This window comes from Pseudonocardia thermophila, assembly GCF_900142365.1.
Taxonomy (GTDB): Bacteria; Actinomycetota; Actinomycetes; order Mycobacteriales; family Pseudonocardiaceae; genus Pseudonocardia; species Pseudonocardia thermophila.
On sequence record NZ_FRAP01000003.1, the window covers coordinates 154,555 to 171,757 of the forward strand.

The window sequence follows — 17,203 nt, forward strand, 5'->3', positions numbered from 1 at the left end:
CGACGGATGTGATGCTCTTCGGCTGTCCTTGCGTCGTCCCAGGCCGCTCCATGCATGATGAGGCTACTGACTATTAGCCTGGAGGTGCGAGGTGGCGGTCGACCTGGCAGCGGAGCCCGAGGTCGCGAAGCTTGCGGAGCGGACGGCGCAGTTCGTGCGCGAGGTGGTGATCCCGATCGAGGAGGAGCACGGCGGCGTCGTGCCCTCCGAGGAGGTGCGGGTCCAGCTGCAGTCCGCCGCGCGGGAGGCCGGGGTGTTCGCACCGCACGTCTCGCCGGAGTACGGCGGGCACGGGCTCGACATGCGCGGCCGGGCGGTCGTGTTCGAGGAGGCGGGCTACTCGCTGCTCGGCCCGCTCGCGCTCAACATCGCTGCGCCCGATGAAGGCAACATGCACATGCTCGAGGTGATCGCGACCGAGGAGCAGAAGCGGCGCTACCTCGCACCGCTGGCGGCCGGCGAGATCCGGTCGTGCTTCGCGATGACCGAGCCCGCGCCGGGCGCAGGCTCCGATCCCGACGCGCTGCGGACCCGGGCCACGCGGGTGCCGGGCGGCTGGCGCATCGACGGCAAGAAGTGGTTCATCACCGGTGCCGACGGGGCGGCGTTCGCGATCGTCATGGCCCGCACCGCAGGCGAGCCGGGCGACCGCGGCGGCGCCACGATGTTCCTGGTCGACGCCGACAACCCGGGCATGCACATCGGCCGGCACATCCCGACCCTCGACGAGTCGCTGTACGCAGGCCACCTCGAGGTCACCTTCGACAACTGCGTCGTCGGCGACGAGGCGGTGCTCGGCGAAGTCGACCAGGGCTACCGCTACGCGCAGGTGCGGCTCGGTCCGGCCCGCATGACGCACTGCATGCGCTGGCTGGGCATCGCGCGGCGAGCGCAGGACATCGCCGTCGGCTGGGCGGCGAAGCGGCACGTCTTCGGTTCGCGCCTGGCCGACCTGGGCATGGCGCAGCAGATGATCGCCGACAACGAGATCGACATCCGGGCCTCCCGCGCGCTGATCATGCAGGCCTGCTGGGAGCTCGACCAGGGCCAGACCGCGGGCACGTCGGTGTCGGTGGCCAAGACGTTCACCTCGGAGGCGGTGTTCCGGGTGGTCGACCGGGCACTGCAGCTGTGCGGGTCGCTCGGCGTGTCCGGCGACGTGCTGCTGGGTCGGTTCCTGCGCGAGGTGCGCCCGTTCCGCATCTACGACGGGCCGTCGGAGACGCACCGCTGGTCGATCGCCCGCCGCGTCGTCGGCCGCCACGTCGCGGCGACCACCGGGGAGAAGGCGTGAGCGCGCAGCGGATCGAGGGCCTCGACCTCGACGCGCTGGAGCGGTGGTTCGCCGAGCACGTCGAGGGCTTCGCCGGGCAGCTGGACGCCGAGCTGGTGTCGGGCGGCAAGTCGAACCTGACCTACCGGCTCACCGACGGCCGATCCAGCTGGGTGCTGCGCCGCCCGCCGCTGGGCATGCTCACCCCGTCCGCGCACGACATGGCCCGCGAGTACCGCGTCGTGGCCGCCCTGCACGGCACGCCGGTTCCGGTGGCCAGGCCGGTCGGGCTGCTCGATCCGTCGGTGACGGGCGTGCAGTGCGCGATCGTCGAGTTCGTGCCGGGCGCCGTCCTGCGCACCGAGGACGACCTCGCGCCGTACACCGACGAGCAGGTGCGTGCCTGCGCGATGGCGCTCGTCGACACGCTCGCGGCGCTGCACGCGATCGATCCCGCCGAGGTGGGGCTCGCCGAGTTCGGCAAGCCGGCGGGTTACCTCGCCCGGCAGATCCGCCGCTGGTACGGCCAGTGGGAGCGGGTGCGCACACGTCACCTGCCGGACCTCGAGGCGCTGCACACCGAGCTGCAGGAGCGCTGCCCCGCCGAGAGCGGCGCGGCGATCGTGCACGGCGACTTCCGCATCGACAACACGATCGTCGACCCGGACGATCCCGCGGTGGTGCGCGCGGTCGTCGACTGGGAGATGGCCACACTCGGCGACCCGCTCGCCGACCTGGCCATGCACGTGGTCTACAGCGACCCGGCGTTCTCCTCGGTGCTCGGCGGATCGGCGGCCTCGACCAGCCCGCGGATGCCGGACCGGCGGGAGATCGTCGAGCGCTACCGCGCCGCGTCGGGCCGGGACGTGGGGGAGATGAGCTTCCACCTCGGCCTGGCCTACTTCAAGCTCGCCGTGATCGCCGAGGGCATCCATCGCCGCTACGTCGACGGCGACACCCGCGGGGAAGGGTTCGCCACCGTCGGCGAGGCCCCGCCGCCGCTGGCGGCCGCCGGTCGCAAGGTGCTCGGAGGTGGCTGGTGAATCCCGTACTGGATCTGTTCCGGCTCGACGGCAAGGTCGCGATCGTCACCGGGGCGAGCTCGGGCCTGGGCGCCGGGTTCGCGGTCGCGCTGGCGCACGCCGGCGCCGATCTCGTCCTCGGTGCCCGCCGCGTCGACCGGCTCGAGGAGACCGCGGAGAAGGTGCGCGCCGTCGGGCGGAAGGCGCTCGCCCAGCAGCTCGACGTGTCCGACCCGGACAGCTGCACCGCGCTCGTCGAGGCCGCGATGGCCGAGTACGGCCACGTCGACGTGCTGATCAACAACGCCGGGCTGGGCACCGCGGTGCCGGCGCTGCGCGAGACGCCCGACCAGTTCCGGCAGGTGCTGGAGGTGAACCTCGAAGGCGCCTACTGGATGGCGCAGGCGTGCGCGCGGGTGATGCAGCCCGGATCGAGCATCGTCAACATCGCCAGCACGCTCGGGCTGATCGCCTCGTACGCACCGCAGGCGGCGTACGCGTCGTCGAAGGCCGGGCTGATCGGGCTCACCCGCGACCTGTCCCAGCAGTGGGCCGGCCGGCGGGGCATCCGGGTCAACGCGATCGCCCCCGGCTACTTCCACAGCGAGATCACCGCGGACGTGCCGCGGGGACCGCTCGACGCGTTCATCGCCACCCGCAGCCCGCTGGCCCGCTTCGGTGAGCAGCACGAGCTCGACGCCGCCGTGGTCTTCCTGGCCTCACCGGCGTCGAGCTACATCACCGGCAGCACGCTCGCCGTGGACGGTGGGATGTCCGGCCACTGACGAGCCGGTGGCCCGGCGCAGATCACCTCCCGGTCACGGCCCCACCCGGGTAGCGGAACAGGATCCGCCCCCGGGACAGGTCGTACGGGCTGATCTGCACGAGCACCCGGTCCAGCAGGACGATCCTGATGTAGTGCGTGCGCAGCTTCCCGGCGAGGTGCGCGAGCACCCGGTGCCCGTTGTCCAGCTCGACCAGGAACATCGCGTCGGGCAGGGCCTCCACGACGGTGCCGTGGACCTCGATGCCGCCCGTCTGCCGGCTCATCGCGCCACCAGCTCGACGAGGCTGCTCACCCGTCGGCCGCCGACGCTCTCGGCGAGCGCCGTCGCGGCGGGATTCGCCTCGTCGACGTCGGCGGACGCGGCCTCGATCCCGGCACGGCGCAGGTCGGCGAGGACGGCGAGGAGCAGCGCCCGGCCGATGCCGCGGCGGCGCCGGTCGGCGCGCACCGCGACGAGGCCGATCCGGGCGTGCCTGCGGCGCACGGTGACGCGGGCGATCGCCTCGTAGCGATCAGGACCGGCCGCAACCGCGTACCGGCCCGGGTCCGCCGGCGCACCGGGTGGGGCGGGCGGCATGTCCACCGGCATCGCGGCCCAGCCGGTCTCGGCATCGATCTCGGCCCGGATCTCGTCGCAGGCCGCCTGGAGGCGGGCCGGGTCGGCGGCGCCGACGGGCAGCACCACGACGCCGTCCGGCGGGGCGCATCGGGTCGGGCTCCGACGGGTAGCGCGTAGAGCCATTCGCGCCGCGCGACGGTCAGGCCGGCGCGCCGCCACGCGGCGATCGTGTCGTGGTCGCCGCCGTCGGCGAGGGTGTGCAGGGGACGCGGCAGCGCCGCGAGCATCGCGGCCGCGAGCCCGTCGAACACCGCGACGTGCCAGGCGTCGACGGCCAGGAAGGTCCGGCCGCCGCGCCGGGTCGCCTCGCCGCGGCCGATCTCGCGGTCGCCGGCCAGTGCTCGCCAGGTGTCGTCGCCGACGCGGGTGATCACCGCGCGCCGGGCGTCTGCGGGCAGGGAGTTCGTGGGTGAGTCCATGGGGTGTCGCCTCTCGGGAGCGCCTCTCGTGGCGGGCGCTCCCGGCGACGTCTCCTCAGCCGCCCGACCGGGGCAGAGGGAGCACCCTGCTGCGTGCTGCGGTCACGGGTTCACCTCCCTGCGGTCGAATCGCGGTCGCCGCCACGGTAGCGATGCGGGGACACGGTGCCCACCGCTTTTCCGCGCCTCGTCCACGGCCACGTGATCAGGGCCCACCCGATGGTGACGAGGGCGAGCCGGCGGCCAGGTACCAGGGCCAGTCGCCCAGCAGGTCGAGCAGGGACGGGTTCTCCGGCTCGGCGGTGACGAACCCGTAGTTCGTGCCGGCCAGCGCGTTGAACCCGAGCAGCCCCAGCCCCCATGCCACGGTGGCGGTGACGGCGGTCGCGACGCTGCGCCAGTCCGGCCGCATCCCCAGGCCCCAGGTGAGGAACACCGCCGCCCACACCGCCAGCGTGTGCAGCACCCAGAAGTCGATGAACGCGAGGTCCGGGAAGTCGGGGGCGTCCAGCGCCGGGGTGAGCATGGCCTGCGGGTTCAGGGTGAGACCCCAGTAGTAGGTGAGCGCGAACGACCACCGCCGCTGCGTCCACAGCGTGTACGCGGCGGTCATCCAGGTCAGGTCGGAGAAGTGCAGGGGCAGCGACGACGCGACGTCCCAGTTCCCGGGCAGCATCCGGTGCACCTGCATCGCGAGCGCCCATCCGATGAGCACGACGGCGAACCCGCGGGAGAACACGGCACCGGCATGGGTGTCCCGGATCCGTCTGCCCAGGAGCACGAGCAGCACCGCGCCGATGACGATCACGGCCAGGACGGTCCAGTGGGTCGCCCCGTAGGGGGTGAACGTGTCGGGCATCGCCGCCCTCCCGGATCGGAGGAGCGCGAACCTACCGGGCGGTCCGATGCACCGGGACGATCCCGGCGATCAGCGCGGCGAGTCCGATCCCGAGGACGACGGCGGCGAGCGCGGGCCAGGGTACCTGCAGGCTCGCGCGGGAGAGGATCGGCAGCACCACCGTCACGTGGGCGACCCACGCGAACGCGACGCCGAGCGCGGTGCCGAGCACGGCTGCCACGACCGCCATCAGCGCGGCCTCGGTCGCGATCATCCGGCGCAGCCCGCGGCGGGTGAGCCCGATGGCGCGCAGCAGCGCGTGCTCCCCGTCGCGTTCGAGCACGGACAGGCTCACCGTGTTGCCGATCCCGATCAGCGCGATGGCCACGGAGACGCTGAGCAGGCCGAGCACCGACCACGTGAGGACGGCGAACTCGCGCTCGCCTGCGGTGCGGGCCTGCAGGTGGTCCTCGATCCGCGCTCCCGCCGCGTCGGCGAGGTCGTCCAACGCGTCGACGAGCTGAAGCGGATCGGCGTCGTCGCCGGCGCGGACCCAGAGGACCCGCGGCTCGGGGGAGCCGGTGAGCCGGGCGAGGGTCTCCGGGGCCACGACCGCGGCGCTGCCCCAGCCGCCGAGCAGCACGACCTCCAGGTCGACCCGACTCTCACCCGCGGCCACCGCGACCGGGTCACCGGGGCGGAGGGACAGCTCGTGCCGGGGGCCGCGGAAGGCGTCCTCGTCGATCACGATCGTGCCCGGCGGGACCCGGGCGAACGCCCCGCCGTCGCGGGCGACCCTGGCCGCGTCAGGGGCGGCGACCACCGGGATCGGGTCGGCCCAGCCGGGCAGCTGCGCCACCGTGCCCGTCACGGCGATCGCGTCGGCAACGCCGGGTGTGGCTCGCACCTGGTCGAGGAGCTCGTCGGGGAGCGGTGCGTCGGCCGAGGTGATCGCCACGTCGATCGGCAGCTGGGTGTCGCGGTGCTCGCCGATCGCCGTCCGCCACGTCGCCGAGCCGGTGAGCACGGCCGCCGTGAGCGTGACGCCGATGAGCAGTGCGGCGGTCGTGGTGGCTGTCCGGCGCGGATGGCGCACCGCGTTCGCCGTCGCGAGCCGGCCCCGGCGGCCGAGCAGTGCACCGGCGGCTCGGATCGCCGGGGGGATCAGCACGGGACCGAGCAGCAGGACGCCGCCGAACACGGCCGCGCCGCCGACGACGAGGACGATCCGGTCGCTCCCCGCCATCGCCTGCGCGAGCAGGACGGTTCCGCCGGCGACCAGCAGGCCACCTGCGCTTCCGCCGGCCGGACCCCGGTCGTCGGTGCTGCCCTGGCGCAGCGCGACGAGCGGGTGCACCCGCGCCGCGTTCCAGGCCGGCGGCGCCGAGGCCACCAGCGTGACCAGCACGCCGACGGCGAACCCGCCCAGCAGCCACGGCACCGGCGGTGCGGGCACGTCCATGGAGGGGAGCACGGCGATCAGGCCGTAGCCGAGCCCGGCACCGGCCACCGTCCCGGCCAGCGAGGCGAGCACGCCGAGCACGAGCGCCTCGCGGCAGACCGCTCCCAGCACTTGCCGGCGGGTCGCGCCGACGCAGCGCAGCAGCGCGATCTCCCGCCGGCGCTGCGCGAACACGGCCGCGAACGTGGTGGCGACGACCAGCCCCGACACGACCACCGCGACGGCGGCGAACAGCAGCAGCATCAGTGCCGTCGCGTCGGTGCCGCCGGTGAGCCGGGCGAGGTTCTCCTCGACGTACACCTGCGCCGGGGTGGCCAGCACGCCGGCGGGGAGCGGCCCGGGATCGCCCCGGACCGCGACGCTGCCGACGTGCCAGGTGGGCTGGTCACGCCAGTGCAGGTACTGCGGCCAGGTGACGTAGAACGAGGCCTGGCTCCAGGTGGACGGCGACTCCACGAGCCCGACGACGACCAGGTCGACTGCCGCGGTCCCCTCGCCGACCCGCACCCGGTCGCCGACGGCGAGATCGGCGGAGTCGGCGTCCCACACGTGCACGACGGCCTCGCCGGGTCCGGTGGGGAACCGGCCGGTGATGAGCGTCTGCCAGCGCAGCGCATCACCGCCCGCGATCGGCCCGACCGTCGTCTCCCCGCGCAGGGTGCCGTGGTCGAGCGGGGTGCCGTCGGCTCGCCGCGCCGGCAGCAGCACCCGACCGAGCGGGGACGCGTCCTCGCCGAGCCGCTCGACGAGGGCGACGGCGGCCGCGCTGTCGAGCACGTCCGGGTAGGGCCGGCCGGAGGGATCGCTGTTCTCGGGATCGGCGTCCACCACGACGTCGGCGTCGCGGTAGGGCGCGCCGCTGCTCGCCACGAGCCCGGCGCGGGCCCCGGCGGTGAGTACACCGATCACGACGATGAAGGCGACCGAGACGATGACCGCGATGCCCGCTGCGGCGTACCGGCGCCCGTGCGCGTGCAGGGAGACGAGGAGGACCGTACGCATCAGGCGATCCGCCCGTCCTCCAGGATCACGACGCGGTCGGCGTACCTGGCGGCCTCCGGGTCGTGGGTGACCATCACGACGGTCCGGTCCAGCTCGTCCGTGGTGCGCCTCAGGTGGTCGAGCACCTCGGCGGACGTGACGCTGTCGAGGTTTCCGGTTGGCTCGTCGGCGATGAGCAGGTCCGGCTCGGTGACCAGGGCACGGGCGATCGCGATCCGCTGCTGCTCCCCGCCGGACAGCTCCGCGGGTCGGTGCCCGAGCCGATCGGCGACCCCGAGCACCTCGGCGAGGTCACGGATGCGTTCCCGCGCTGCGGCGTCGAGCCTGCGTCCGCCCAGTTCCAGCGGCAGCGCGACGTTCTGCTCGGCGGTGAGCATCGGCAGCAGGTTGAACGCTTGGAAGACGAAGCCGATGTGCTCGCGGCGGAACGCGGTGAGCGCGTCGTCGTCGAGCGTGCTCAGTTCCGTGCCCGCCACGGTCACCGTGCCGCCGCCGGCCTGCTCCAGCCCGGCCAGGCAGTGCACGAGCGTCGATTTGCCCGAGCCGCTCGGGCCCATGATCGCGGTGAACCGGCCGGCGGGGAGATCGAGGTCGACGCCGCGCAGCGCGCACACGGGTCCGTAGGTCTTGGTGAGGTTGCGCGTGCTGGCGGCCGGGATCGGGTCGGTGGCCATGATCCCGGACCCAAGGCGGTCACGGGTTGCCGGACCGTACGCGGTTTCCGATACGTCCGCGAGACGCTGCGCCTCGTAGCATCGGCCGGGTGCGGGTGTTGGTCGTCGAGGACGAGCGCTACATGGCCGAAGCGATCCGCGACGGGTTGCGCCGCGAGGCGATCGCCGCCGACGTCGCAGGCGACGGCGACACCGCGCTGGAGATGCTGAGCGTCAACTCCTACGACATCGCCGTCCTCGACCGCGACATCCCCGGTCCGTCCGGCGACGACGTGGCCCGCAGCATCGTCGCGTCGGGGAGCGGCGTGCCGATCCTCATGCTCACCGCCGCGGACCGGCTCGACGACAAGGCGTCGGGCTTCGGTCTCGGCGCCGACGACTACCTGACCAAGCCGTTCGCGCTGCAGGAGCTGGTGCTGCGCCTGCGCGCTCTGGACCGGCGCCGCGCGCACCACCGCCCGCCTGTGCGGGAGATCGGCGGGCTGCGGCTCGACCCGTTCCGCCGCGAGGTGCACCGGGACGGCCGCTACGTGCCGCTCACCCGCAAGCAGTTCGCGGTGCTGCAGGTGCTCGTCGAGGCCGAGGGCGGCGTGGTGAGTGCCGAGGAGTTGCTCGAACGGGCGTGGGACGCGAACGCCGACCCGTTCACCAACGCTGTGCGGATCACGGTCTCGGGCCTGCGCAAGCGGCTGGGGGAGCCGTGGCTGATCGCGACCGTGCCCGGGGTGGGCTACCGCATCGACGTGCCCGCGGCCGGGGCCTGACGTGAGCGTCCGCCTCAAGCTCACCCTGAGCTACGCCGCGTTCCTGGTGCTCGCCGGCGTCCTCCTGCTCGCCGCTGCCTGGGTGTTCCTCCTGCGCGACTACCCGCTGCGGATGCTCGCACCGCGCTGGGACAACATCCCGCGCGTCGTCGACCCGGCGAACTTCGGCCCGGCCGTCTTCGGCACCGCGGCCGCTGTCGTGCTGGTGTTCCTGCTGGTGTTCGGCCTGGTGGGCGGCTGGCTGCTGGCCGGGCGGATGCTCGCTCCGCTGGCCCGCATCACCGAGGCGACCCGCATGGCGGCCGAGGGCTCCCTCGCCCACCGGATCGGCATGGCGGACCGCGACGACGAGTTCCGCGAGCTGGCCGACGCCTTCGACGCGATGCTCGCCCGCCTCGAAGCGCACGTCGACGAGCAGCGGCGCTTCGCGGCCAACGCCTCACACGAGCTGCGCACCCCCCTCGCGATCACCCAGAGCATGCTCGACGCCGCCCTCAAGGACCCCGACCGCGCCGGAGACGAGGTGATCGAGCGCCTCCACGAGGTGAACCGCCGCGCGATCGACCTCACCGAGGCCCTGCTCCTGCTGAGCCGCGCGGACCAGGATCCCGTCGACCGCCGACCTGCTGATCTCTCCCTGCTCGCCGAAGAGGCTACCGAGACCTTGATCCCGCTGGCGGACGAGCGCGGCGTCCGCATCGAGACCAGCGGTGTCGCTGCACCGACCGCGGGCGAGCCCGCCCTCCTCCGGCAGATGGCGACCAACCTGGTCCACAACGCGATCGTCCACAACCTCCCCGAGGACGGTTGGGTGCACGTCCGCACCATCGGCGGGCGGGAGCGGGTCACGCTCGTGGTCGAGAACTCCGGCCCGGTGCTGTCTCCTGAGCTGGTCGTCACGCTCACCGAGCCGTTCCAGCGCGGCGATGCTCGGGTGCGCGACGGTGGGAACGGGACCGGTCTCGGACTGGCGATCGTGAGCCGTACCGCCGCGGCGCACGACGGGACGCTCACCCTCGAACCGCGCTCCGACGGTGGGCTGCGTGCGGTGGTGGATCTGCCTCGTCGTCATCCCGTGTGACGTCGGGTCCCGTTCCGCACGCGCGCCGGCGGCTCGGTTGCTTTCCGTAGCGCGTGCCCGCAGATCGAGGATTTCTCGAATCCCCGTGGCCACCGTGGTCATTCACCGCGCGCTGTTCATCACGTGGCGGGCTGGGTCAACCCGGCTCCGTGTCCGAGCGGGCGGGCCGCGTGGAACGGTCCTGATGCGGGCTGCGTATGCGTCCCGGCGGGTGTGTTCGCGGTGCTCTGTTCACCGGGTGGCTGGTGCGGTGGTCGCGGATCTCCTTGAGGTAGTTGTGGAATTCGCACAGGCCTGTGCCGTTGGCGTAGTCGGTGGGTCCGCCGTTGCGCCAGGGTGTGACGTGGTCGAGGTGTGACCGGGGCGGCGCAGTACGGAGCGGCGCAGCGGCCGCCCTCCCGCACTGTGATCAAGTCGGTGAGCACCGCGGGAACGACCGCTGGATGGAGTCGCCGCCGATGACGATGCCGTCGCGGGTGATGATCCGCCGGTAGGTCTTGCGGCCGGCGCTGTCCGTCAAGAGCGCGAGCGGCACTGGCCCGTAGCCGGGGATCTCCGCGGGTGGCCGGCTGTTCTCGGTGAGCAGGGCCTCGAACGGCACCAGGAGCGTGACCGCGAACGCGAGGTCCTTCGCCGTGGTCTGTCCGGTGACGCGCTGCACGAGGGGTGGCCATGATCTCGCCGATCCCGCGGTGCACCGGTTCAGGCCGCACCCCACTCGTCCTCGACGGCTCTGCGCAGCGCGGCGGCGCAGGCGATGGGCTGCTCGGCGGGCAGATGCGCCACGAGGTCAGCCATGCCGGGTTCCTTCGACGGCCGCACCCGCACGTGCCGGCCGTGCCGGGCGGCGGCGCACCGCTGCTCGAAGATCTCTTTCGAACACGTGTCTGTTCGCTTCACGGGGCAAGCGGGTGGGCGCAGGTCGATGACCCAGGAGTCAACCGGCCAGGAGTCAACCGGCGGTGGTGGTGTCAGCAGGAGTTCTCCGTCGAGGGACCGTCACGGCGACCACGCTCTTCGTCCGATCCACACGCCCTACGGGCGCGCGCTACGGAGAGCAACCACGCCGCCAACGCGCGTACGGAACGCAACCGCTGGACAGCGAGCGTCATGAGTCGGATCCGAAGCGCCGCAGCAACCCCACCAGCGCGTCCCGGGTGGCGACAACGGGTTCCGGCCGCCACACCGCCACCAGCTCCGCCCGCCGCTGCACTCCTCGCAGTGGCCGGAACGCCACGCCGGGCCGCCCGTGCAGCGCCACCGGCGCCGGAACCAGCGCCAGGCCGATCCCCGCGGCCACGAGCGCTAGGACGGTCTGGATCAGCCACACTCCGCGCTGGGCGATCCGCGGCACGATGCCCGCGTCGGCGAACGCCCCGCTGATCGCGGAGTGCAGTCCTGGGACGTCGTGCTGCTCGGGCATGACGAACGGCTCACCGGCGACCGCGGCGAGGGAGACGGGGCCGTGGTTCTCCGCGGCCGGGTGGTCGGTCGGCAGCGCCAGCACCAGTTCATCGCTGGCGAGCAGCAGCTCCACGAGGCCGTCCGAGGAGACGGGGCGGTACATGATCCCCAGGTCGAACCGGCCCGCGGTCACCGCCTCGAGCAGCGGGTCGGGGGGCAGCTCGCGCAGGACGAGTTCGACGTCGGGGTGGTCGGCGCGGAAGGCGCGCAGGACGTCCGGCAGGTGCCAGTCGGCGGCCGACGGGACGAGTCCGACGGACAACCGTCCGACCGAGCCCTCGGCGACGCGGCGGATCATGCGGACGGTGTCGTCGAGATCGGCGAGCAGGCGCCGGGCCTCCGGCAGGAACGCCGCGCCGGCCGGGGTGAGGCGGATGTTGCGCCGGGACCGGTCGAACAGCGCGACCCCGAGCTCCTTCTCCAGCAGGACGATCTGCTGCGACAGCGGCGGCTGGGCCATGTGCAGCCGCTCGGCGGCGCGGGTGAACGACAGCTCCTCCGCGACGGCGACGAAGTACTGCAGGCGGCGGTAGCGCACGGCAAACTATATCGAGAACATATGCGATCCGATGAAACGGATGTTGGACATCTGAGAGGGATCGCGGTGTGCTGATCCCATGACCCTGGCTTCCCCACCCGTTCCGCTGCCGAGCGTCGCCGCCGCTCTGGAGGCGGTGCGGCCGGGTGCCACCCTCATGGTGGGCGGATTCGGCCTGGTCGGCGCGCCGCTGACGCTCATCGAGGGGTTGCTCGAGCATCCCGGCGCCCGCGATCTGACGATCATCAGCAACAACCTCGGCGAGCCCGGCCGCGGACTCGGCCGGCTGCTGCTCGAAGGTCGCGTGCGCAAGGCGATCGGGTCGTTCTTCACCAGCAACCCGGACGTCGTCGCCGCCTACCAGGAGGGGCGGCTGGAGGTGGAGCTGCTGCCGCAGGGCACGCTCGCCGAGGCCATCCGGGCCGGCGGGGCCGGCATCGGCGGCTTCTACACCCGCACCGCGTGGGGCACGGCGCTCGCCGGGGGCCGCGAGGAGCGGATCATCCGCGGCGAGCCGCACCTGTTCTACGAGTCGCTGCGCGCCGATGTCGCGCTCGTCCGCGCCCGCGCCGCCGACGAGCTGGGCAACCTCGTCTACTCGAAGACCGCGCGCAACTTCAACCCCGACATGGCCACCGCCGCCGACGTCGTGATCGCCGAGGTCGACGAGGTCGTGCCGGTGGGGGCACTGGACCCGGAGGAGATCGTGACGCCGCACCCGTACGTGACGACCGTCGTGCTGAGCGGGAAGGCGGCGGCCCGATGAGCGTCCAGCAGCGCATCGCAGCCCGGGTCGCACCGCACATCCCGCGCGGTGCCGTGGTCAACCTCGGCATCGGCATCCCGACGCTGGTCGCCGACCACCTCCCGCTCGACCACGCCTATCTGCAGACGGAGAACGGGTTGCTCGGCGTCGGACCGACCCCGGCGCCGGACGAGGTCGATCCCGACCTCGTCCACGCCGGCAAGCAGCCGGTCACTGCGCGGCCGGGTGCCTCGTACTTCTCCAGCTCGGCGTCGTTCGGGATGATCCGCAGCGGGCGGGTGGAGATCGCGGTGCTCGGCGCCCTGCAGATCGACGCGCAGGGCCGGATCGCGAACTGGGCGATCCCGGGCCGGCCGGTGCTCGGCGTCGGGGGCGCGATGGACCTGCTGGTCGGCGCGCGCACCGTGATCGTCGCGACGACGCACACCGCCAAGGACGGCGCCGCGAAGATCGTGTCGGAGGCGACGTTCCCGCTCACCGCGCAGCGGCCGGTCGACCTCGTGGTCACGGAGGCGGCCACCTTCCGCGTGACGCCCGACGGTCTCGAGCTGGTCGAGATCGCCGAGGATCATGACCTGGAGTGGGTGCAGGCGCACACGACCGCGCCCTACCGTGTGGCGATCGACGAGCGAGGAGCAGTGCATGCGTGATGCGGTGATCTGCGAGCCCCTGCGGACCCCGGTCGGCGGGTTCGGGGGTTCGTTGAAGGACGTTCCGGCGCACGAGCTGGCCGCGACGGTGGTGCGTGCGGTGATCGAGCGCACCGGCCTGCCGGTCGACGCGGTCGACGACGTGGTCCTGGGCAACTGCTACCCGACGATGGAGGCCCCGGCCATCGGCCGCGTCGCCGCCCTCGACGCCGGCCTGCCGATCTCGGTGCCGGGCTCGCAGATCGACCGCCGCTGCGGGTCGGGGCTGCAGGCCGTCGTCAACGCCGCCATGTCCGTGTCCTCCGGTGCCGCCGAGCTCGTGCTCGCCGGTGGCGCCGAGTCGATGTCGAACGCGCCGTTCTACACCACGGCCATGCGGTGGGGCGCCCGCGGCGGGCCGGGAGTGCTGCTGCACGACTCGCTGGCCCGTGGCCGCACGACCGCGGGCGGCAAGAACTACCCGGTGCCCGGTGGGATGCTGGAGACCGCGGAGAACCTGCGGCGGGAGTACAAGATCTCCCGCACCGAGCAGGACGAGCTGGCGGTGCGCTCCCACCAGCGGGCCGCGGCGGCCCAGGCGGCCGGGGTGTTCGACGAGGAGATCGTCCCGGTGACCGTGCGGGGCCGCAAGGGCGACACCGTGGTGGACCGCGACGAGCACATCCGTCCCGACACCAGCCTCGAGGTCCTCGCCAAGCTGCGCCCGGTGCTCGGCAAGGACGACCCGGAGGCGACGGTCACCGCCGGCAACGCCAGCGGCCAGAACGACGGCGCCGCGATCTGCATCGTCACCAGCCGCGAGAAGGCCGAGGAGCTCGGGCTGCGGCCGCTGGTGCGGTTGGTGTCGTGGGCGGTGGCCGGGGTGCCGCCGGCGACGATGGGCATCGGCCCGGTCCCGGCCACGGCCAAGGTGCTCGACCGCGCCGGGTTGTCGCTGGCCGACGTGGACCTGATCGAGCTGAACGAGGCGTTCGCCGCGCAGGTGCTGGCGGTGACGCGGGAGTGGAAGTTCGCCGAGTCCGACTTCGAACGGCTCAACGTGCACGGGTCGGGGATCTCGCTGGGGCACCCGGTGGGCGCGACCGGCGGCCGGATCCTGGCCACGCTGGCCCGCGAGATGGTCCGCCGGGACGCCCGGTACGGGCTGGAGACGATGTGCATCGGCGGTGGGCAGGGGCTGGCCGCCCTGTTCGAGAAGGTCGCCTGACGCCCGCGGAGGCGCCGTCGTGACGGATCTGCGGATCGGGCCGGCCCTGGTGGTGCCCGTGACATCTGCGCCCTTCACCGGGTACGTCGAGGTCACCGCCGGTGCGGTGACCCACCTGGGGCCGGACCCGACCGCAGAACCCGCCGGCGAGGTCGTGACCACGCCCGGCCGGATGGTCATCCCCGCGCTGGTCAACACCCACTGCCACACCAGCCAGCAGCTCGGCCGCGGCCTCGGCGACGACGTCGGCCTGCTCACCTGGCTGCACGAGCGGATCTGGCCCTACGAGCTGGCGCTCACCGAGGCCGACTCGGAGATCTCCGCGCTGGTCTGCGCGATCGAGCAGATCCGCAGCGGCACCACGCTGATCGCCGATCCCGGTGGCCGGCACGTCGACGGGATGGCCCGCGGGCTCACCGCGGCCGGTATCCGGGCCCTGCTCGGGCGCAGCTCGATGGACTCCGGCGAGGGCCGCCCGCCCGGGGACCGCGAGACCACCGCCGAGGTGCTCGCCGCACAGGACGAGCTGGCCGAACGCTGGCACGGCCGCGGCCGCATGCGGTTCTCCTACACGCTGCGCACGATCTTCAACGCCACTGATGAGCTGATCACCGCGACGATGGAGCGGGCTCGCGCGCTCGGCACCACCGTGCAGATGCACGTCGCGGAGATCCCCGAGGAGAACGAGCACACCCGCACCACCCGCGGAACGACCACCGTCCGCCATCTCGACCGGCTCGGCGCGCTGAGCCCGGCCCTGCTCGCCGTGCACGCCGTCTGGGTGGACGACGAGGAGATCGCGCTGCTCGCCGAGCGCGGCTGCCCGGTGTCGCACAACGCCGCGTCCAACCTGAAGATCCTCGGCACCCCGCGGATCGCCGACATGCTCGACGCCGGCGTTCTGCTCGGGCTGGGCACCGACGGCGCTCCGTCGAACAACCGCATGAGCATGCTCGACGAGATGTGGCTGGCCGCGATCGTCCAGAAGGGTCTGCGGCGCGACCCCACGGTGCTGCCCGCCGACGCAGTGCTGCGGATGGCCACGATCGACGGTGCTCGCGCGCTGGGCATGGCCGACCTCGTCGGATCGATCGAGGTGGGCAAGCGGGCCGACCTGGTGATCATCGATCCGTGCACCCCGAACTTCGCGACGGCAGCCGATCCGGTGTCCGGGCTCGTCACCGCGGTGAAGTCGGAGAACGTCGAGTCGGTCCTCTGCGACGGCGAATGGCTCCTGCGGGATCGCCGGATCGTCCGCGTGGACGAGGCCGCGGTGCTCGCCGAGGCCGCCGAGCGCGCTGCCGCCGTGCGCCGCAGGGCCGGGCTGGGGATCAAGCCGGACCGGCCAGGTACCCCGCGAGGTGCGTGACGATGTCGTCGGCGTCCGCCGCGGCACCGTCGATCAGGGTGGACTTGCGGCGGCGCAGGAACGGCAGCCCGATCACGTACAGGCCGGGACTCGCGGTGACCACGCCGCCGTCGTGGCGGATGCGGCCCTTGCGGTCCCACAGCGGCAGGTCGCCCAGCGCGGTCAGGAAGCCCAGATCGGGCTTGAGGCCCGTGGCCCACACGATCGTGCGGATCTCGCCGCTGCGCAGGTCCAGCTCCAGCGGCACCGACTCGGGCAGCATCGTCGGCTCGACCGGCTCGCCGGGCGGCAGGTCCTTCGTCAGCTCGGCCCCGTCGGTCTCCGCCCACTCGTCGAACGTCCTGAGCAGCCGCTTGACCTTCAGATCGGCCAGCGTGACCACGTTGGACAGCGAGCCGGACAGCTGCGCCACCCCGTCGCGCACGCCCGCCAGCCGGCCCACCAGCCGCACGCCCGCGCGGGTGAGCGCGTTCAGGTCGAGGGTGATCCGCTCCGGCGTGCCGACGAGCTGCATCGACGGCAGCACCCGGGCCCGGGCCAGGTCCGGGACCTCGTCGTAGCGGTCGTCGAAGACGCCGGCCGCGTCCATCCACCAGAGCACGTCCTTGCCGCGGTAGGTGCGCGGCATCCGCACGTGCTCGCCGACGGCGAGGGTCACCTGCCGCCCCGAGGCCTGCACCTCGTGCGCGATCTGGATGCCGCTCGCCGACGGGCCCACCACCAGCACGCCGCCCTCGGGCAGGTCGTCGGGGTTGCGGTAGGCCGGCACGCCCTCCTCGCCGGAGCCCGCGGCCACCCGGTGCTCCAGGCCGTCCGGCACCGCCTCGAACACGTCGGGCAGCGACGGCACGGTCGCCCCACCCGCGGCGACGACGACGGTGCGGGCGCGCCAGGTGTCCTGGTCGGTCTCGACGACGTAGCCGTCGTCGGTGCGGCGCACCGCGGTGACGGTGGTGCCGGCCCGGACCGGCGCGGCGATCTCCTTCGCGTAGCCCTCGATGTAGGCGGTGACCTCGGCAGCGGTCATGTAGCCGTCCGGGTCGTCGCCGCGGTAGGAGTAGCCGGGCAGCCGGCTGAGCCAGTTCGGGGTGAGCAGGCGGAGGGAGTCCCAGCGCTGGGTCCGCCACGAGTTCGCCACCTCGGCGCGTTCGAGCACGACGTGGTCGATGCCGCGGTCGGTGAGGTGCTTGCTCACGGCCAGCCCGCTGTGGCCGGCGCCGATGACGACGCTGGTCACCTGTGGCACGGGGACTCCCTCCTCCTTGACT

18 protein-coding genes are annotated in these 17,203 nt (G+C 73.2%); 10 read left to right on the forward strand and 8 right to left on the reverse strand.

From position 1 onward, the window contains the following. The first annotated feature begins 91 nt into the window (after positions 1-91). The 3 genes from BUE41_RS05150 to BUE41_RS05160 are packed head-to-tail and all read left to right on the forward strand — an operon-like array spanning position 92 to position 3,080. Positions 92-1,294, forward strand: coding sequence for an acyl-CoA dehydrogenase family protein (locus BUE41_RS05150; protein ID WP_073455696.1), 1,203 nt, complete (start codon positions 92-94; stop codon positions 1,292-1,294). Continuing rightward, positions 1,291-2,316 (forward strand): phosphotransferase family protein, encoded by a 1,026-nt coding sequence (locus BUE41_RS05155; protein ID WP_073455697.1) that lies wholly within the window; start codon positions 1,291-1,293, stop codon positions 2,314-2,316. Before BUE41_RS05150 ends, BUE41_RS05155 begins: the two co-directional genes overlap by 4 nt. Continuing rightward, on the forward strand, positions 2,313-3,080 hold the full coding sequence (locus BUE41_RS05160) for an SDR family NAD(P)-dependent oxidoreductase (protein ID WP_073455698.1): 768 nt from the start codon (positions 2,313-2,315) through the stop codon (positions 3,078-3,080). The genes BUE41_RS05155 and BUE41_RS05160 overlap by 4 nt, the downstream gene beginning before the upstream one ends. A 22-nt stretch (positions 3,081-3,102) precedes the next feature. Here BUE41_RS05160 and infA read toward each other — a convergent pair whose 3' ends face one another. Continuing rightward, a complete protein-coding gene (infA, locus tag BUE41_RS05165; protein ID WP_073455699.1) occupies positions 3,103-3,345 on the reverse strand; it encodes a translation initiation factor IF-1 in 243 nt (80 codons plus the stop codon). Further along, a complete protein-coding gene (locus BUE41_RS31690; protein WP_234996973.1) occupies positions 3,342-3,767 on the reverse strand; it encodes a GNAT family N-acetyltransferase in 426 nt (141 codons plus the stop codon). Before BUE41_RS31690 ends, infA begins: the two co-directional genes overlap by 4 nt. A 107-nt stretch (positions 3,768-3,874) precedes the next feature. Here BUE41_RS31690 and BUE41_RS31695 point away from each other — a divergent pair, with 107 nt between their 5' ends. Beyond that, complete coding sequence (locus BUE41_RS31695) at positions 3,875-4,114, forward strand: hypothetical protein (protein ID WP_234996974.1); 240 nt, start codon at positions 3,875-3,877, stop codon at positions 4,112-4,114. Between the two features lie 211 nt (positions 4,115-4,325). Here the strand turns inward: BUE41_RS31695 and BUE41_RS05175 are convergent, their stop codons facing one another. Genes BUE41_RS05175 through BUE41_RS05185 form a run of 3 tightly spaced genes read right to left on the reverse strand, consistent with a single transcriptional unit; the run spans position 4,326 to position 8,096 of the window. Further along, positions 4,326-4,979 (reverse strand): YwaF family protein, encoded by a 654-nt coding sequence (locus BUE41_RS05175; protein WP_327194746.1) that lies wholly within the window; start codon positions 4,977-4,979, stop codon positions 4,326-4,328. 31 nt (positions 4,980-5,010) lie between these two features. Continuing rightward, positions 5,011-7,422, reverse strand: a complete 2,412-nt coding sequence (locus BUE41_RS05180; RefSeq protein WP_073455700.1) for an FtsX-like permease family protein — start codon at positions 7,420-7,422, stop codon at positions 5,011-5,013. Further along, on the reverse strand, positions 7,422-8,096 hold the full coding sequence (locus tag BUE41_RS05185) for an ABC transporter ATP-binding protein (RefSeq protein WP_073455701.1): 675 nt from the start codon (positions 8,094-8,096) through the stop codon (positions 7,422-7,424). The genes BUE41_RS05180 and BUE41_RS05185 overlap by 1 nt, the downstream gene beginning before the upstream one ends. Positions 8,097-8,185: 89 nt before the next feature. On the opposite strand from BUE41_RS05185, the gene BUE41_RS05190 reads away from it, so the two are divergent. Continuing rightward, positions 8,186-8,860 (forward strand): response regulator transcription factor, encoded by a 675-nt coding sequence (locus BUE41_RS05190; protein ID WP_073455702.1) that lies wholly within the window; start codon positions 8,186-8,188, stop codon positions 8,858-8,860. A gap of 1 nt (position 8,861) precedes the next feature. Beyond that, positions 8,862-9,941 carry a sensor histidine kinase gene (locus BUE41_RS05195; protein ID WP_073455703.1) on the forward strand — a complete coding sequence of 360 codons (1,080 nt, stop codon included), beginning with the start codon at positions 8,862-8,864 and terminating at the stop codon, positions 9,939-9,941. 409 nt (positions 9,942-10,350) lie between these two features. On the opposite strand, the gene BUE41_RS05200 is transcribed toward BUE41_RS05195, so the two are convergent. Continuing rightward, on the reverse strand, positions 10,351-10,602 hold the full coding sequence (locus tag BUE41_RS05200; protein WP_073455704.1) for a hypothetical protein: 252 nt from the start codon (positions 10,600-10,602) through the stop codon (positions 10,351-10,353). A gap of 447 nt (positions 10,603-11,049) precedes the next feature. Continuing rightward, the gene (locus tag BUE41_RS05210) at positions 11,050-11,943 is read right to left on the reverse strand and encodes a LysR family transcriptional regulator (protein ID WP_143171978.1); all 894 of its coding nucleotides are present in this window, start codon (positions 11,941-11,943) and stop codon (positions 11,050-11,052) included. 79 nt (positions 11,944-12,022) lie between these two features. Between BUE41_RS05210 and BUE41_RS05215 the strand changes: the two genes are divergently transcribed. Genes BUE41_RS05215 through BUE41_RS05230 form a run of 4 tightly spaced genes read left to right on the forward strand, consistent with a single transcriptional unit; the run spans position 12,023 to position 15,935 of the window. Beyond that, positions 12,023-12,709, forward strand: a complete 687-nt coding sequence (locus BUE41_RS05215) for a CoA transferase subunit A (RefSeq protein ID WP_073455706.1) — start codon at positions 12,023-12,025, stop codon at positions 12,707-12,709. Next, the gene (locus tag BUE41_RS05220; protein ID WP_073455707.1) at positions 12,706-13,359 is read left to right on the forward strand and encodes a 3-oxoacid CoA-transferase subunit B; all 654 of its coding nucleotides are present in this window, start codon (positions 12,706-12,708) and stop codon (positions 13,357-13,359) included. The genes BUE41_RS05215 and BUE41_RS05220 overlap by 4 nt, the downstream gene beginning before the upstream one ends. Continuing rightward, positions 13,352-14,566: an acetyl-CoA C-acetyltransferase gene (locus BUE41_RS05225; protein ID WP_073455708.1), complete on the forward strand. Its 1,215-nt coding sequence runs from the start codon at positions 13,352-13,354 to the stop codon at positions 14,564-14,566. The genes BUE41_RS05220 and BUE41_RS05225 overlap by 8 nt, the downstream gene beginning before the upstream one ends. A gap of 58 nt (positions 14,567-14,624) precedes the next feature. After that, the gene (locus tag BUE41_RS05230) at positions 14,625-15,935 is read left to right on the forward strand and encodes an amidohydrolase family protein (RefSeq protein ID WP_143171979.1); all 1,311 of its coding nucleotides are present in this window, start codon (positions 14,625-14,627) and stop codon (positions 15,933-15,935) included. On the opposite strand, the gene BUE41_RS05235 is transcribed toward BUE41_RS05230, so the two are convergent. Next, positions 15,898-17,181, reverse strand: coding sequence for an NAD(P)-binding domain-containing protein (locus BUE41_RS05235; RefSeq protein ID WP_073455710.1), 1,284 nt, complete (start codon positions 17,179-17,181; stop codon positions 15,898-15,900). The two genes, BUE41_RS05230 and BUE41_RS05235, sit on opposite strands and share 38 nt — an antisense overlap. Between the last annotated feature and the right edge of the window lie 22 nt (positions 17,182-17,203).

What these genes read in the sequence shown, in the direction of transcription:
- infA (WP_073455699.1), bottom strand. Translation starts at nt 3,345, where the DNA reads ATGAGCCGGCAGACGGGCGGCATCGAGGTCCACGGCACCGTCGTGGAG.
- BUE41_RS05175 (WP_327194746.1), bottom strand. Translation starts at nt 4,979, where the DNA reads ATGCCCGACACGTTCACCCCCTACGGGGCGACCCACTGGACCGTCCTG.
- BUE41_RS05180 (WP_073455700.1), bottom strand. Translation starts at nt 7,422, where the DNA reads ATGCGTACGGTCCTCCTCGTCTCCCTGCACGCGCACGGGCGCCGGTAC.
- BUE41_RS05185 (WP_073455701.1), bottom strand. Translation starts at nt 8,096, where the DNA reads ATGGCCACCGACCCGATCCCGGCCGCCAGCACGCGCAACCTCACCAAG.
- BUE41_RS05215 (WP_073455706.1), top strand. Translation starts at nt 12,023, where the DNA reads ATGACCCTGGCTTCCCCACCCGTTCCGCTGCCGAGCGTCGCCGCCGCT.
- BUE41_RS05220 (WP_073455707.1), top strand. Translation starts at nt 12,706, where the DNA reads ATGAGCGTCCAGCAGCGCATCGCAGCCCGGGTCGCACCGCACATCCCG.
- BUE41_RS05225 (WP_073455708.1), top strand. Translation starts at nt 13,352, where the DNA reads ATGCGTGATGCGGTGATCTGCGAGCCCCTGCGGACCCCGGTCGGCGGG.